This window comes from Pseudomonas sp. SJZ103, from assembly GCF_007828335.1.
GTDB lineage: Bacteria > Pseudomonadota > Gammaproteobacteria > Pseudomonadales > Pseudomonadaceae > Aquipseudomonas.
On sequence record NZ_VIUN01000008.1, the window covers coordinates 274,229 to 289,609 of the forward strand.

At 60.6% G+C, this 15,381-nt stretch carries 12 protein-coding genes and 3 pseudogenes; 3 read left to right on the forward strand and 12 right to left on the reverse strand.

Going from position 1 to position 15,381, the window contains the following annotated elements:
* Position 1: 1 nt before the first annotated feature.
* The 8 genes and pseudogenes from fmdA to urtA form a co-directional block, all read right to left on the reverse strand.
* The gene (gene fmdA / locus FBY10_RS18940; protein ID WP_131700170.1) at positions 2–1,231 is read right to left on the reverse strand and encodes a formamidase; all 1,230 of its coding nucleotides are present in this window, start codon (positions 1,229–1,231) and stop codon (positions 2–4) included.
* 89 nt (positions 1,232–1,320) lie between these two features.
* A pseudogene (locus tag FBY10_RS31815) lies at positions 1,321–1,461 on the reverse strand (GntR family transcriptional regulator); the annotation flags it as partial.
* A gap of 250 nt (positions 1,462–1,711) precedes the next feature.
* Entirely contained in the window at positions 1,712–2,689 is a 978-nt protein-coding gene (locus FBY10_RS31535; protein WP_178116767.1) for a hypothetical protein, read from the reverse strand.
* 432 nt (positions 2,690–3,121) lie between these two features.
* Positions 3,122–3,811 carry an urea ABC transporter ATP-binding subunit UrtE gene (gene urtE / locus FBY10_RS18955; protein ID WP_145337231.1) on the reverse strand — a complete coding sequence of 230 codons (690 nt, stop codon included), beginning with the start codon at positions 3,809–3,811 and terminating at the stop codon, positions 3,122–3,124.
* A gap of 10 nt (positions 3,812–3,821) precedes the next feature.
* On the reverse strand, positions 3,822–4,580 hold the full coding sequence (gene urtD, locus FBY10_RS18960) for an urea ABC transporter ATP-binding protein UrtD (RefSeq protein WP_145337230.1): 759 nt from the start codon (positions 4,578–4,580) through the stop codon (positions 3,822–3,824).
* On the reverse strand, positions 4,577–5,728 hold the full coding sequence (gene urtC / locus FBY10_RS18965) for an urea ABC transporter permease subunit UrtC (RefSeq protein ID WP_145337229.1): 1,152 nt from the start codon (positions 5,726–5,728) through the stop codon (positions 4,577–4,579). The genes urtD and urtC overlap by 4 nt, the downstream gene beginning before the upstream one ends.
* Positions 5,729–5,738: 10 nt before the next feature.
* Positions 5,739–6,656 carry an urea ABC transporter permease subunit UrtB gene (gene urtB / locus FBY10_RS18970; RefSeq protein WP_178116768.1) on the reverse strand — a complete coding sequence of 306 codons (918 nt, stop codon included), beginning with the start codon at positions 6,654–6,656 and terminating at the stop codon, positions 5,739–5,741.
* Between the two features lie 103 nt (positions 6,657–6,759).
* Positions 6,760–7,968, reverse strand: coding sequence for an urea ABC transporter substrate-binding protein (urtA, locus tag FBY10_RS18975; RefSeq protein ID WP_131700166.1), 1,209 nt, complete (start codon positions 7,966–7,968; stop codon positions 6,760–6,762).
* Between the two features lie 215 nt (positions 7,969–8,183).
* Between urtA and FBY10_RS18980 the strand changes: the two genes are divergently transcribed.
* Complete coding sequence (locus FBY10_RS18980) at positions 8,184–11,567, forward strand: ATP-binding protein (RefSeq protein ID WP_131700165.1); 3,384 nt, start codon at positions 8,184–8,186, stop codon at positions 11,565–11,567.
* A complete protein-coding gene (locus FBY10_RS18985; protein ID WP_131700164.1) occupies positions 11,542–12,207 on the forward strand; it encodes a response regulator in 666 nt (221 codons plus the stop codon). Before FBY10_RS18980 ends, FBY10_RS18985 begins: the two co-directional genes overlap by 26 nt.
* 9 nt (positions 12,208–12,216) lie before the next feature.
* Here the strand turns inward: FBY10_RS18985 and FBY10_RS18990 are convergent.
* A pseudogene (locus tag FBY10_RS18990) lies at positions 12,217–12,318 on the reverse strand (IclR family transcriptional regulator); the annotation flags it as partial.
* A gap of 31 nt (positions 12,319–12,349) precedes the next feature.
* On the opposite strand from FBY10_RS18990, the pseudogene FBY10_RS18995 reads away from it, so the two are divergent.
* Positions 12,350–12,592 (forward strand): annotated as a pseudogene (locus FBY10_RS18995) (ABC transporter substrate-binding protein); the annotation flags it as partial.
* A gap of 34 nt (positions 12,593–12,626) precedes the next feature.
* Here FBY10_RS18995 and nadE read toward each other — a convergent pair.
* Genes nadE through FBY10_RS19010 form a run of 3 tightly spaced genes read right to left on the reverse strand, consistent with a single transcriptional unit; the run spans position 12,627 to position 15,311 of the window.
* Positions 12,627–13,433: an ammonia-dependent NAD(+) synthetase gene (gene nadE / locus FBY10_RS19000; protein ID WP_145337228.1), complete on the reverse strand. Its 807-nt coding sequence runs from the start codon at positions 13,431–13,433 to the stop codon at positions 12,627–12,629.
* Position 13,434: 1 nt separating this feature from the next.
* Entirely contained in the window at positions 13,435–14,652 is a 1,218-nt protein-coding gene (pncB, locus tag FBY10_RS19005) for a nicotinate phosphoribosyltransferase (RefSeq protein WP_131700162.1), read from the reverse strand.
* A gap of 11 nt (positions 14,653–14,663) precedes the next feature.
* Positions 14,664–15,311, reverse strand: a complete 648-nt coding sequence (locus tag FBY10_RS19010) for a nicotinamidase (protein WP_145337227.1) — start codon at positions 15,309–15,311, stop codon at positions 14,664–14,666.
* Positions 15,312–15,381 lie beyond the last annotated feature (70 nt).

Sequence of the window (15,381 nt, forward strand, 5' to 3'; positions counted from 1 at the left end):
GCTACAGGTCCGGAGCGATGGGCAAGTCGATACTGCCGTCGAGAAATAGGGTCGGCCCGTTGGCGTTGGGGTTGATATCGAACTCGAAGATTTCCGTGGGCAACCACAAGGTCGCGCAGGCATTCGGTATATCCACCACGCCACTGATGTGCCCCTGCACCGGTGCCGAGCCGAGCAACGCGTAACCCTGGGCTGGCGAATAGCCGAACTTGGTCAAATAGTTGATCGCATTCAGGCATGCCTGGCGGTAGGCGACGTTGACGTCCAGGTAGTGCTGCTGGCCCTGCTCGTCCACCGAGATGCCTTCGAAGATCAGGTAGTTCTTGTAGTGCGGCGTGATCGGGCTCGGCTTGAACACTGGGTTCTTGATCCCGTATTTGGCCATGCCGCCTTTGATCAGCTCGACTTTCATATGCACCCAGCCAGCCATTTCAATGGCGCCGCAAAAGGTGATTTCACCGTCGCCCTGACTGAAGTGCAGGTCGCCCACCGACAGCCCGGCGCCGTTGACGTAGACCGGGAAGAAGATCTTCGAACCCCGGGACAAATCCTTGATGTCGCAGTTACCGCCATGTTCACGCGGCGGCACGGTGCGCGCGCCGGTGGCGGCGGCATCGTCGCGGGCCTGCCCCTTGAGCTTGCCCATATGCGCGGTGGCGGCCAGCGGTGCGTTGGCCAGTGGCGGTACACGGGTTGGGTTGGTGTCGATCAGCTCCTGTTCACGGCGGTTCCAGTCGGCGAGCATCACCGGATCGGGCAAGCAGCCAATCAGACCAGGGTGGATCAGGCCGGCGAAATTCACCCCCGGAATATGCCGCGAGCGGGTGAACATGCCCTTGAAATCCCAGATGGCTTTTTGTGCGCTGGGGAAGTGATCAGTGAGAAAACCACCGCCATTCTGCCGGGAGAAAAACCCGTTGAAACCCCACTGTGAATCGGCCTTGGCACCGATATCGAGCAAGTCCACCACCAGCAGGTCTCCCGGCTCGGCGCCGTGCACACCCACCGGGCCCGACAGGTAATGCACGGTGGACAGGTCCACATCGCGCACATCGCTGGCGTCGTCGTTGTTCTTGATTGCGCCGGCGGTCCAGTCGTAGGTTTCCAGGATGAAGTCGTCGCCCGGCTTCACCCAGCACGCCATCGGGATATCCGGGTGCCAGCGGTTATGGATTTGCTCGTTCTCGGTAACAGGCTGGTTGAGGTCGACTTTGATCAGCGTTTCGGTCATGGACTGGCTCCTGGACGGATGACGTAGGGCGTTCGATCCAGTCTCGGGGAGCCAGGTAAATCGGGGAATACGTTGGATGACGTATGAGGTCAGACCTTGTCGCGTTTCATCTGCATGGTCAGGGTGAAACGATCGGTGGGGTAGACCGATTCCGACACGGCGATCAGCCCACCGGGCTCATCGCGATATTGACGAATGATGGCCAGGCCCAGTGCGCCACTTTGCGCTTTGAAGCAGTGCATCACCGGCGCTGGCGTCGACCTTGATGCTCGACACACAGAAGTAATGCCCCCCGGTTCCAGCCCCAGTCGCCGGGCCAACGCACTATCGAGTACGTTCGAGTTGAATGTGGCCAAGCCGGTGCTGATCCACAACGTAGAGCATTCACTGTTTATGACCACAGCACTCAACCCCGTACTGGGCTATGAACGCGTCGCTACGAAGCGAGGTGCCACCGAGACGGTCGGCGGCACCCTCGGTTCATCCAGCGGCAGTTGCACGCTTTTTATCGATCACGTGATCCAGGTTCGCCAGATCAAACCGCCCGTCCTTGTACCCAGGGCCGCCTTTGTCATTAACGCCAACATCCGTATCTTCCAGAAGCTGTTTGCGCTTGAGAAGTTCTGCCGCCGCTTGGCGCGCTTCCGGACTGTAGGCTTTATCCGAAGGCAACAACCCTGCTGCTTGTTTCAACTCCTTGAAGTTGACATAGTCATCACCATCACCGTACTCGACAAAGTTCGCTTTAATTGTTCTAAGCAGCTCTTCATCACTCATGCCTTTAAATCTATTGGAGGTATTACCGAGGTCGTCCCGGGTAAAACTCCCATCCAGCGTGCCTGTTTTACCTTCATCAAGTTCCTTGAACAAACTCCCCCGCGCCAGCAGTTCCTTGGCAATATTTATCTCATCCTGAGTGGCAGGTGTACCGTCCAGACGGTAACCCGAGGCCACTGCATTCAGCGACCTGTCGGTTATGGCGCCAGGGGTATTCGGGTCTTCCAGGGAACTGAAATGGGAGAGTACCTGATTGGAAAAGTCTTCCTTGCTGAGGTGGGTATAGGACTTACTCTCGGCATCAGGCATGCGCAAGACCTGGCCCCCACCGTAGTAGGGTTGCTGCGCGGCGAAGTTTGAATTGTCATACCTCGGCGATTGCCCGAAGTGCGGCTGGGGAAACTGCTGGTTGACCCTTTGCTGCTGCATGGCGCCGTTATAAGGCCCCGAGCGCGGCGACTGCTTGAAGGGTGCCTCCTGCGCTTCATAATGGTCAACGACGGCGGATACGTCCCCATGGCTGATAACGCCATCCTCCTGGCCGCCGTGGTTGATTGCGTCAAGCAGGTGTTCCATTTTCGGATTGTTGAGAATCGCGCGGGCCAACAGGGTCATCTGATCATGATAGGGGTTTCCCGTCGGCGGACGACCGGCAGCGAGCTGAAGCGAATCACGCGACACAAAAGCCGTTCCCGGGGTTCTGAAGTAATCAAAATTACCTGAAAAGTCTCGCGCGATTCTAGAGCTCTGAGCGCCCTCATAACCGCTATAACCATGACCCCTTCCAGCGCCATCAGTGACTGGATTAAAGCCAGTGCCGGCAACTGGCTGACAGTGGGGTTGTTGACGACAATACAGTTCCATAGCTACACCTCAGTGTTATGGGGGTCGATAAATGCCAATCCAATAAAACTGCTTGCTGGATCAACGCCCCTCTCTGTGGTGACTGATAATAAGCCGGTTCCAAAAAACCAATTAAATGTACAACTAAGCGCGGGAAAACTACTTGGACATACTCTGCATGCGCCCCGAGCAGCAATACGATAAAACCTGCCATGGCTGTCGGAGAGCGCCTGGAATAAACCTGTATCCTCGCAGCCTTTGCCGCCCTGCTCACACCGACAAGTACCGACTGATCGTCGCCTCATCCACCCGATCCCGGGTCTCTTCAATCACGAACCGCCCCTTCTCGATCACCAGGAAGCGGTCGGCGATCTCCAAGGTAAACGACAACACCTGCTCCGACACCACAATGGTCAGATCCCGCAGGTTGCGAATCTCCTTCAACGTGCGCGCGATGTCCTTGATGATCGACGGCTGAATACCCTCTGTCGGCTCATCCAGCAGCAGCACCTTGGGGTTGGTTGCCAACGCCCGGGCAATCGCCAGTTGCTGTTGCTGGCCGCCGGACAGGTTGCCACCCTTGCGCGATTGCATGTCGTAGAGCACCGGGAACAGTGCATACAAATCCTCCGGCACTTTCCCCCGCGCGGACGCCGACAGGCCGGTCTGGATATTTTCCAGCACGCTCATGCTCGGGAAAATCATGCGGCCCTGGGGCACATAGGCAATCCCGCGCGCTACCCGTTCATGGGTTTCCAGCGCCGACACATCCTGCCCGTCAACGCTGACCTGGCCCTTCCACTGCGGCAGGATGCCCATCAGGCTCTTGAACAAGGTGGTCTTGCCCATGCCATTGCGGCCCATCACCGCGACAATCTCGCGCTTGGCCACGCTCAGGTCCAGGTCGTGGAGGATCTGGCTCTGCCCGTAGCCGCAGGACAACTGGTCGATCTTGAACATGCGCGGTTCCTCAGTGGCCCAAATACACTTCGATGACTTTCGGATTGCTTTGCACCGACTCCATGCTGCCCTCGGCCAGCACCTTGCCCTGGTGCAGCACCGTGACTTTGTGGGCGATGCTTTTGACAAATTCCATGTCGTGCTCGATCACCAGCACCGAACGGCCCTGGCTGATGCGGTTGAGCAGCTCGGCGGTTTGCGCGCGTTCGTTGACGCTCATACCGGCCACCGGTTCGTCGAGCATCAGCAGCTCGGGGTCTTGCATCAGCAGCATGCCGATCTCAAGCCACTGCTTTTGCCCATGGGACAGCAGGTCGGCCTGTTGCTGCAGCAAATCGCCAAGGAAGATCTCCCGCGCCACCTCTTCCACCCGGGCAATCACCTGGGGGTTACGCTTGAAAAACAGCGCCCCCCACACCTTGCGACCTGCCGGATAAGACATCTCCAGGTTCTCGAACACCGTGAGGTTTTCGTAGATCGACGGGTTCTGGAACTTGCGTCCCACCCCAGCGCGCACGATGTTGTACTCGCGCATCTTGGTCAGTTCCTGGCCGTCGAACTGGATACTGCCGCTGGTGGCGCGGGTCTTGCCGCAGATCAGGTCGAGCACCGTGGTCTTGCCGGCGCCGTTGGGGCCGATCACCACGCGCACTTCGTTGCGGTCGATATACAGGTTGAGGTTGTCGACGGCTTTGAAGCCGTCGAACGAGACAGTGAGGCCTTCGATGGCCAGCACCGGTTTATTCATTTCAAAGCCGACGGCGGTCATGGCTGGGTCTCCAGGATCTTTGTGTTGGCCTTGGCTTTAACCGGGGTGTTCGCCACAGGTGTGCGCCGCAGCAGTTTCGCCAACGCCTGGCGCCCATGACTGTCCCACAAGCCGGCCAAACCGTTGGGGAAGTACATGACCACGGCGATAAACAGCCCGCCCATCAGGTAAAGCCACAGTTCGGGGAAGGATTCGGAAAAGTAGGTCTTGCCGTAGTTCACCAGCAGCGCGCCATACACCGCGCCGAGCAACGACATGCGCCCGCCCACCGCCGCAAAAATAACCATCTCGATCGACGGCACAATGCCCACGAACGACGGCGACATAAAGCCCACCTGCAAGGCGAACATCGCCCCGCCAATCGCCGAAAACGCGGCGGCCACGCAGAACACGAAGATCTTGAAGCTGGCCACGTCATACCCGGAAAAGCGCACGCGTTCTTCCTTGTCGCGCATGGCCATCAACAGCCGGCCGAGCTTGGACGCGAGGATGAAACGGCCGATAAAGATGCAGCCGAACAACAAGCCGGCGTTGATGAAGTACAACATCATCTTCGCGCTGTCGGTACGCAGGTCCCAGCCGAGCAGCGTCTTGAGGTCGGTGACGCCATTGACGCCACCCGTCAGGCCTTGCTGGCCGACGATCAGCACCGTGAGGATCAGCGCAATCGCCTGGGTGACGATGGAAAAATACACATCGCCTACGCGCCGCTTGAACAGCGCCATGCCGATGACAAACGCCAGCAGCACCGGCACGGCGATCACCGCCGCCAGGGTAAAGCTGAAACTGTGGAACGGCTGCCACAGCCAGGGCAACTCAGTGATCTGGTTCCAGTCCATGAAGTCAGGGATACCCGGTGTGGATTGGATCCTGGTGCTCTGCGGGTCCGATGCCTCAAGCTTGAGAAACATCGCCATGCAGTAGCCGCCAACCCCAAAAAACACGCCCTGCCCCAAACTGAGGATGCCGCCATACCCCCAGCACAGCACCAGGCCCACGGCGACAAACGCGTAGGTCAGGTACTTGCCGACCATATTCAGGCGAAAAGCGTCCAGGGTCAGGGGGAATATCACCAGGATCAGCAGCGCCAACAGCACGAGGCCGATCATGTTTTGCTGGCCGCCCAGCAGCTTGTCTAAAGCCTTCATCTGCTCGCCTCTACTTGCGCACTTTGATGGAGAACAGCCCTTGCGGGCGCAGCATCAGGATCAGAATCACCGAGGACAACGTAAGTACCTTGGCCATCGAACCACTGAGGAAAAACTCCGACAGCGATTGGGTCTGCGCGATCACGAACGCCGAGGCAATGGTGCCAAACAGACTTTGCGCACCACCGAACACCACCACCAGGAAGGTGTCGACAATGTACTGCGAACCGGCCGTGGGTCCCGTGGAGCCGATGGTGGTGAACGCCGCACCCGCCACGCCCGCCACGCCGCAGCCGAGGGCAAAGGTCATGCGGTCGACCTTGCGCGTATTGATGCCCACCGCGCGGCTCATCAGGCGGTTCTGTACGGTAGCGCGCACTTGCAAGCCCCAGCGCGAGCGGTACAGCATCAGGAAGATCACAGCGGTCAGCAGCAGGGTCAGGGCCATCATGAACAGGCCGTTGCGCGGGATTTCGATGGCGTCGGTGAAGTTGACCGAGCCCATCAGCCAGGTCGGCGGTTCGGCGCTGACTTCGCGGGCACCGAATACCGAGCGGAAGGTTTGCTGCATCATCAGCGACAAGCCCCACGTGGCGAGCAAGGTGTCCAGCGGGCGCTTGTACAAACGACTGATCATCGCCCACTCCACCAGCCAGCCAACGGCACCGGCCACCAGGAATGACAGGGCGATGGCGAAGAAGAAGTAATAGGGTTGGAAGCTCGGCGCAAAGTGCGCGGTAAGGCTGGAACATACGTAGGTGGTGTAGGCGCCGATGGTCAGGAACTCACCGTGGGCCATATTGATCACGCCCATCTGGCCGAAGATGATCGCCAGCCCCAAGGCCATCAGCAACAGCACGCAGAATACGGACAAGCCGTTGAACCCCTGCATCGCCGCGATGGCTCCAAATTCCGATAGCCATTCCATGATGATGGTCTCCTACAAAGAGATAAAATGCAGTCTGCTTTGGCTTTGCTGTATGCGGGAGGGGGCTTGCCCTCCCACATGTGGATCTGGGTTCGCCTGTTACTTATTGGTAGCCTTTGGGGAACGGGTTCGGCTCGATCAGATCCGACTCGTAGATCACCTTGAACTGGCCGTTGGGCAGTACTTCACCGATGCGCGACTTGCTCCACAGATGGTGGTTCTCGTGGATTTTCACGTAGCCTTCCGGCGCGGTTTTCAGCTCGATGCCTGGAGACGCGGCGACGACTTTATCCACGTCGAAACTGCCGGCCTTCTCCACCGCCGCTTTCCACAACCATGGCCCGAGGTAGGCCGCCTGGGTCACATCGCCGATCACCGAATCCTTGCCGTACTTGGCCTTGAACGCATCGACGAAGGCTTTGTTGTTGGGGTTGTCCAGGCTCTGGAAGTACTTCATCGAGGCGTAGAAGCCGGCCATGTTTTCGCCGCCGATGCCGAGCAGTTCGTCTTCGGTCACCGAGAGCGTCAACAGCGTCTGCTTGGACGCATTCACACCTGCCGCATTGAGCTGCTTATAGAACGCCACGTTGGAACCGCCGACCACTGCGGCGAACACCACGTCCGGCTTCTTCAGCTTGACCTTGTTGATCAGCGACCCGAACTGAGTGTTGCCCAGCGGGTAGTAGTCTTCGCCCACCACGGTGCCGTGCAGCACGTTTTCAATGTGCTTGCGCGCGATCTTCATCGACGTGCGCGGCCAGATGTAGTCGGAGCCGACCAGATAGAAGGTCTTGGCGCCTTTGGTCTTGGCGATCCAATCGAGGCTGGCGAGGATCTGCTGGGTCGCTTCCTGCCCTGTGTAGATGACGTTTTTCGACTGTTCCAGGCCTTCGTAGAAGGTTGGGTAGTAGAGCAGGCCATTTTCTTTCTCGAAAATCGGCAGTACGGCTTTGCGCGAGGCCGAGGTCCAGCAGCCGAACACGGCGGCGACTTTGTCGTTGACCAGCAGCTTCTTGGCTTTTTCGGCGAAGGTCGGCCAGTCGGAGGCGCCGTCTTCCTGGATCACCTTGATCTGCCGTCCCAGAATCCCGCCCGAGGCGTTGATCTGCTCGATGGCCAGGCGCTCGGCCTGGATCGAGCCGGTCTCGGAGATCGCCATGGTGCCGGTGGCCGAGTGCAACTGGCCGACGGTGACTTCGGTGGGGGTCACAGCCAGGCCTTCGTTATCGGCCAGCACGCCCTGACTGAACAAAGCGGCCGCCAGTAATGACAGGGCCAACAGCGGTTTGGAGCGAATCAATCGTGATGCCATGGGGCGACTCCTCTGCAATGAGGAGGTCAGCATGGCGGCAGCCGGCCAGCGCGGGTATACGCAGCCTGACGTAACGGCATACGTCATTTGACGTATGCCGTTGCGCACTGTTTCAAGGCAGGTTGTGGCGAGCGACTTCACATGTGGGTCCTCAGCGTCTGCTGAGGCATAGAACTTGCTCAGTAATCACGCCAACTTCCCGGAGCCTACCCACCGTGCAATCCCCTCCCGGCACCCAGCGCATCGTCAAGATCCGCCGCGACTACAACACCTGGGTCGCCGACGAGACGATGGAAGACTACGCCCTGCGCTACACCCCCAAGTCCTTTCGCAAATGGTCGGAGTGGCGTATCGCGAACACCGCCTTGGGCGCGGTGTCGTTCCTGGCGCTGGAAGCCATCGGTGGCGTACTGGCCTTGAGTTACGGCTTCACCAACACCTTCTGGGCGATTCTGACCATCAGCCTGGTGATCTTCCTCACCGGCCTGCCCATCAGTTATTACGCCGCGCGCTACGGCGTGGACATGGACCTGCTCACCCGTGGCGCCGGCTTCGGCTATATCGGTTCCACCATCACCTCGCTGATCTACGCCAGCTTCACTTTCCTGTTTTTCGCCCTGGAAGCGGCGATCATGGCCTTGGCACTGGAGCTGTATTTCCATATCCCGCTGGGCATCGCCTATGTCATCTGCTCACTGCTGGTGATCCCGCTGGTGGCGTACGGTGTGACCCTGATCAGCCGCTTGCAACTGTGGACGCAACCCATCTGGCTGCTGTTGCTGGTGTTGCCCTACGGCTTTGTGGGGTGGAAAAACCCCGACGCCTTCAGCGACTGGACCAGCTTCGTCGGGCGCACTGGCGATGGTGGCGGCTTTAACCTGTTGGCGTTCAGCGCCGCCTGTACCGTGGCCCTGTCACTGGTCACGCAGATCGGCGAGCAAGTCGATTACCTGCGCTTCCTGCCGGAAAAAACCGCCGCCAACCGCACACGCTGGTGGGCCGCCCTGCTCTGTGCCGGCCCCGGCTGGATCATCCCCGGGGCGTTGAAAATGTTTGCCGGCGCGTTCCTCGCGTTTCTGGCCCTGCAACACGAAATCCCCATGGAACGCGCCGCCGAGCCGACCCAGATGTACCTCGTCGCATTCCGCTACGTGTTCAGCTCACCGGAATGGGCACTCGGCGCCATGGTGCTGTTTGTGTTCATCTCGCAGATGAAGATCAACCTGACCAACGCCTACGCCGGTTCCCTGGCCTGGTCGAACTTCTTCGCCCGCGTGACCCACAGCCATCCCGGGCGCGTGGTATGGCTGGTGTTCAACGTGGCGATCGCGCTGATGCTGATGGAGCTGGGCGTATTCGATGTGATCGACCAGGTGCTGGGGCTGTACGCGAATATCGCGATTGCCTGGATCGGCACGCTGGTGGCCGACCTGGTGATCAACAAGCCCCTGGGGTTGTCGCCCAGGCATATAGAGTTCAAGCGCGCACACCTTTACGATATCAACCCGGTGGGGGTCGGCTCGATGCTGATTGCCTCATTGCTATCGATCCTCGCCCACTTCGGCCTGTTCGGCGCCCTTGCCCAGGCCGCGCCGCCCTTCGTTGCGCTGGGCACGGCACTGATCATGGCGCCGCTGTTGGCGTGGCTGACCCAGGGCAAGTACTACATCGCGCGCACCAGCGAAGTGCACTTGATTCATCCGGTGGCGCCCGCGACCCACGCGGTCTGCGGGCTGTGCAGCAACCCGTTCGAGACCGCCGACATGGCGTTCTGCCCAGCCTACAGCACGCCGATCTGTTCGTTGTGTTGCTCGCTGGATGCGCGCTGCGGCGACCGTTGCAAACCCCACGGGCGACTGGTCAGCCAATTCGAAGGCGTGTTGCGCTGGTTGCTGCCCAACACCTTGATGCCGCGCTTGCATACGCGCCTGGCGCATTACCTGGGTTTATTGCTCGCACTGGTGCTGATGCTTGCGGGGGCATTGGCGTTGATCTATGTCCAGGCTGCCCAAGGCTTGCCCCATTCGGAAACCCTTTACCAGGCGTTCTTCAAGGCTTTTCTCACCCTCTCGGTATTGGCCGCCGTGCTCGCGTGGTGGGTGGTGCTGACCCGCGAAAGCCGCCGCGTCGCCCAGGAAGAGTCCGACCGCCAGACCCTGCTGCTGATGCAGGAAATCGATGCCCACAGCCTCACCGACCAAGCCCTGCAACAGGCCAAGGAAGCCTCCGAAGCCGCCAACGCCGCCAAGAGCCGCTATGTCACCGGGTTGTCCCATGAACTGCGCACGCCGCTCAACAGCATTCTCGGCTTCACCCAGATTCTGCAGCGCGACAGCGCCATGCCCGAGCAGCATCAGGACGCACTGGCGACCATACTGCGCAGTGGCTCGCACCTGCTGTCGCTGATCGACGGCCTGCTCGACGTGGCCAAGATCGAGGCCGGCAAGCTACGCCTGGAACTCACCGAAATCCCCTTTCCCGAGCTGATCCATGACCTGGAGCAAATGTTCACGCCCCAGGCCCGTGACAAGGGCCTGCGCTTTCGCCTGGACTGCGTGGGCAAGATCCCGGCAGTGGTGCGCGGCGATGAAAAACGCGTGCGCCAGATCCTGATCAACCTGCTCGGCAATGCGGTGAATTTCACCGACAGCGGCGAGGTGTGCCTGCGGGTCAGTTATCGGCGCGAGACCGCCAATTTTGAAATCATCGACACCGGTATCGGCATCGATCCGGGACAGTTGGAGCGGATTTTCCAGCCATTCGAACGTGGTGACCTGATGCGCCAGGACAAGGGCGTGGGCCTGGGCCTGACCATCACGCGCATGCTCACCTCGTTGATGGGCGGCGAGTTGCGTGTGACCAGTGAGCTGGACAAGGGCACGTGCTTCCAGGTGCGTTTGTTCCTGTCCCAAGTACGCGCGCCGCAAGCCGTGGTGCATGTGGAGCACGACATCATCGGTTATCACGGAGTACGCCGACGCATCCTGGTGGTGGATGACCATGTGGACCATCGCAAAGTGCTCAGCGGCATGCTGACGCCGCTGGGGTTTGAAGTGATCCAGGCCAGCAATGGCCAGGATGCGATCCGCCAGGTGGCGTTGCTGGCGCCGGACCTGATCCTGATGGACCTGTCGATGCCGACCCTGGATGGCTGGGAAACCAGCCGCCTGATCCGCCGCAATGCGCTGTCGAACGCGCCGATCATCGTGATCTCCGCCAACGCCTTTACCGACGACCGCGAACGCTGCATCGCCGCCGCCTGCAACGACTACCTGGCCAAGCCGGTGCGCACCCCGGAACTGCTCGGGCGCCTGCAACAGCATCTGGATCTGCACTGGCTGCGGCGCACCAGAAGCTTGACACCGCCGACGCGACCCAGTGTGTTGCCCAGCCCTGACGACCTTGCCGCACTTGCCGAACTCAGCGCCATCGGCTATGTGCGCGGCCTGCACGAAAAGCTCGACACGATCCTTGAACAGCGCCCCGATACCAAACCCTTTATTACCAAGGTTCGCGGGCTGCTCAAGGGTTTCCGCCTGGATGAACTCAACCGAACCCTCAAGGAGGCCGAAGATGAATGCACTCACCCGCAGCACTGAACCCGGCGTGGTGCTGATCGTCGACGATACGCCCGACAACCTGGCGATGCTCTCCGATGCCCTCGACGACGCCGGCTACATGGTGCTGGTGGCCCTCGACGGCCTGAGCGCCCTGAACCGCGTGCAACGCCGGCGTCCGGACCTGATCCTGCTGGACGCGATGATGCCCGGCCTGGACGGTTTCGAGACCTGCCGCCGGCTCAAGGCCCAACCGGCCAGCGCGGATATCCCGGTGGTGTTCATGACCGGGCTGACCGACAGCAAACACGTGGTACGCGGTTTTGAGGTGGGCGGCAGTGATTACGTGACCAAGCCGATCCAGACCGACGAAGTCTTGGCGCGGGTGGCGGCGCATTTGCGCACGTCACGGATTTTGTTGTCGGCGCGAAAGGCGCAGCAGTCGAACGTGTTGACACTGGAAGACGAGCCGGCGCAAAAACTGCTATCGGCCAGGTTTCAACTGACCGAGCGCGAGGTGGAGGTGCTGCGCTGGGTGGCGTGCGGGAAAACCAATCGGGATATTGGCGATATTCTGGGGTTGAGTCCGCGCACGGTGAACAAGCACCTGGAGCATGTGTACGTGAAGTTGGGTGTGGAGACTCGGACAGCGGCCACATCAGTGGCCCTGGCAGCGATCTGAATGTGTGTGAGGCCCCAGGCGATCACTGATGGTCGCTACGCTCAACGCTGCCACCGCATGCCCATCGCGATTGAGGATCGGCACCGCCAAGCCCGCCATGCCTTCCAGCACCCACGCTGTACCTGGGCATGAACGGCGGCACCATGGTTTCCTGATGTTCAACCGCCTGCGGGGCGGCGACGAAACCAACGTGGAGCCCGGCTTCAAGGCCTGGCCAAAAACCGTCGGCCCCAACGTGCTGGAATACATCGCCAGCTCGGCGAAGATCTGCGAGCCGGTGCAAGCCGACGAAACCGCACTATTGCCCCTCACCCCGACCCAGGTCGCAACCCAGAAACTGCTCGGCGTGCCGATGGAATATGCGCGGCCCAAGGAAGGTGCGGTGGAGTCGGTCGATTGAGCGTTGAGCATGGGAACGATCATGGAACGATGGGTTCCGCGCGTTTGTGGGCGGTCTTCAGGTAGGCGCGTTCCACGATGTCCCGCACCCGCTCACTCACCGGCTCGCCCATCAGGTACGCATCGATCTCTTCGTACGTGCAGCCATAGGCCTGTTCATCCAGCTTGCCCGGCGCCAGTTCCTCGAGGTCGGCCGTGGGTTGCTTGTGCACCAGGTTCGCCGGCGCGCCAAGGGCACTGGCCAACAGGCGCACCTGGGTCTTGGTCAGGCCCGACAGCGGTGCCAGGTCGCAGGCGCCGTCGCCGAATTTGGTGAAAAAACCCATCAGTGCTTCGGCGCCATGGTCGGTGCCGACCACCAGGCCATTGTGCAGGTTGGCCACGGCGTACTGGGCGATCATGCGGGTGCGGGCCTTGACGTTGCCTTTGATGAAGTCGACCTGGGCGGCGCTGGCGGCGGTGGCGGTCAGGCTGGCCATCAGGCCGTCGACGCTGGCGCCGATGTTCAGGGTGTCGATGTGGTCCGGGGTGATGAAATCCAGCGAGGCCTGGGCGTCGCGCTCATCGGCCTGGGTCTTGTAGGGCAGGCGCATGGCGATAAAGCGCGCGGCGTAGTCCTCGGTACGCAATTGCTCCACCGCCAGCTGGCACAGGCGGCCGGCGGTGAGGGAATCGACGCCGCCGCTGATCCCCAGTACCAGGGCCTTGCAGCCTGAATGGCGCAAGGTGGTCTTGATGAAGTCAATGCGCCGCTGGATTTCCTGGGCTTCACCGCCCTTCACCAATGTGCGATCGATATTGAGTTCCTGCGCGATACGTTCCTGCATGTTACACCTCCACGTTGCCGACATTGAATACCTTCGCTGCGTACTGCAAAAACGAGGGGTCTTCGCAGACGTTCTTCACCGGGTCATCGGAGAACTTCACCACCGGTTCGCCGTGCACGCGCACCAGCTTCATGACGATGCTCAGCGGCTCCACACCCTCCACATCACAGGCCAGGCTGGTGCCCATGCCGAAACCGAACTTGGCCTTGCCACGGATGTGCCGCAGGATCGGCAGGCACTTTTCGAAGTTCAGGCCGTCGGAGAACATCAGGTCCTTGGTCATCGGGTCGATGCCCAGCTGTTTGTAGCGGGCCAGCACCTTGTCGGCCCAGGCGATGGGATCACCGGAGTCCTGGCGCAGGCCGTCGTAGAGCTTGGCGAAGTACAGGTCGAAATCCTTGAGGAAAAAATCGGTGCTGATGGTGTCGGTCAAGGCAATGCCCAGGCGACCGCGGTATTCACGCACCCAGTTTTCCAGGCCGGCGTTCTGGCTTTCGCGCAACCGCCCCAGTTGCTGGTGCACCATCATCCACTGGTGCGCCATGGTGCCGATCAGCGGCAGGTCGAATTCGTAAGCCAGGTGCGCATTGCTGGTACCGACGAACTGGCCGGGGAAGTCGCGGCGCATGATGTCCACCACTTCGCGCTGGGCCTTGAACGACAGGCGCCGGCGCGTGGAGAAGTCGGAGACGCGCAGGTCGGCCAACTCGTCGCGGCTGAGGTTTTTCTCCAGCCAGTCGAACTTCTGGTAGAGCTTGCGGGTGACGTCTTCCAGGGTCACGTCGGGGTATTTGGCGCGGTTGCGCAGCTCGCTGACCAGTGCCAGTACCGGTTGCTCGAACATGATGCAGTGCAGCATCGGCCCGACCACACGGATGTTCAGTTGGCCGTCGACTTCGCTGACGTGGATATAGCGCAGGTTGAAGCGGAACAGGCCGAGGAAGCGTTCGTAGTCGGGGGTCAGGTATTCGCGAAAGCGTGGGTTGAACAGAAAGCGCAGCTCGCCCTCACGCATCTGCAGGCCGGCCATGTTCTCAAGCTCGGCGCGCAGTTCGGGGATCAGGTGGCCGAGTTTTTCCTTGGAGCGCACGATGAAGTTGTATTCCACATCGACATTCGGGTGCTGGTGCAACACCGCCTGCATCATGGTGAAGGTGTAGTAGTCGGTGTCGAGCAAACCCTGGATCACCGGGGCTTCGTAGTCGTAGGCACTTTCCATGGTGTATTTCCTTAACGCGTGGCCATCGCGGCCAGTTCTTCGCGGGTGCTGCTGATGACAGCACCGGCCTTGAGCAACTCATTGACGGCCTGTACGCCGCCCTCCTCGCTGATCCCCCGGCACGCCGGCAGGTGCAGGACCACCTCCAGGCCGGCCTTGAGCAGTTGCAAGGCGGTGGTCTTGACGCAGTAGTCCAGGGCCAGGCCGCCGACGATCACGAGGCTGACGCCCTGGGCCTTGAGGTACTCGATCACGCCGGTGGAGAGTTTGTCGTGCAGGTCGTGGTAGCAGGCGCCATAGGGGTGCAGGTCGGGTTCGACACCCTTCCAGATGAAGTAGTCGTAGTCATAGGGCGTGGGCAACTCGTCGAGCAAGGTAAAGCCTTCGGTGCCCGGTACGCAGTGGCTGACCCAGGTTACATCGGCATGGGCCAGGCCGGTGGGCTGGAGCATCTCGCTGTGCTGCGTGACCACCCAGGGTGCGTGCGGGGTGTGGGCGTCCTTGCTGCCGACGCGGTGGCCGGCGAGGCTGGCCATGTAGTTGAGTTCGGCACCGATCTGGTCACCGCCGGCCACCGGCAACTCGTTGGGGCACAGCGGCGTGAAGCTCTTCTGGGCATCGACGTCGAATGAAGCAATGGCAGTTTTCGCAAGGGTCATGGCGGTTCTCCTGTGGCCTGGAAACAAAAGTACACGTCATGTACTTTCATTGCAAGAAACATTTGGTTAT

Bases quoted from the DNA above. Each gene is read 5' to 3' on its own strand.
- urtA (WP_131700166.1), bottom strand. From the start codon at position 7,968: ATGGCATCACGATTGATTCGCTCCAAACCGCTGTTGGCCCTGTCATTA.
- pncB (WP_131700162.1), bottom strand. From the start codon at position 14,652: ATGGAAAGTGCCTACGACTACGAAGCCCCGGTGATCCAGGGTTTGCTC.
- urtC (WP_145337229.1), bottom strand. From the start codon at position 5,728: ATGAAGGCTTTAGACAAGCTGCTGGGCGGCCAGCAAAACATGATCGGC.
- nadE (WP_145337228.1), bottom strand. From the start codon at position 13,433: ATGCAGGAACGTATCGCGCAGGAACTCAATATCGATCGCACATTGGTG.
- urtB (WP_178116768.1), bottom strand. From the start codon at position 6,656: ATGGAATGGCTATCGGAATTTGGAGCCATCGCGGCGATGCAGGGGTTC.
- urtD (WP_145337230.1), bottom strand. From the start codon at position 4,580: ATGACCGCCGTCGGCTTTGAAATGAATAAACCGGTGCTGGCCATCGAA.
- FBY10_RS19010 (WP_145337227.1), bottom strand. From the start codon at position 15,311: ATGACCCTTGCGAAAACTGCCATTGCTTCATTCGACGTCGATGCCCAG.
- urtE (WP_145337231.1), bottom strand. From the start codon at position 3,811: ATGTTCAAGATCGACCAGTTGTCCTGCGGCTACGGGCAGAGCCAGATC.
- fmdA (WP_131700170.1), bottom strand. From the start codon at position 1,231: ATGACCGAAACGCTGATCAAAGTCGACCTCAACCAGCCTGTTACCGAG.
- FBY10_RS18985 (WP_131700164.1), top strand. From the start codon at position 11,542: ATGAATGCACTCACCCGCAGCACTGAACCCGGCGTGGTGCTGATCGTC.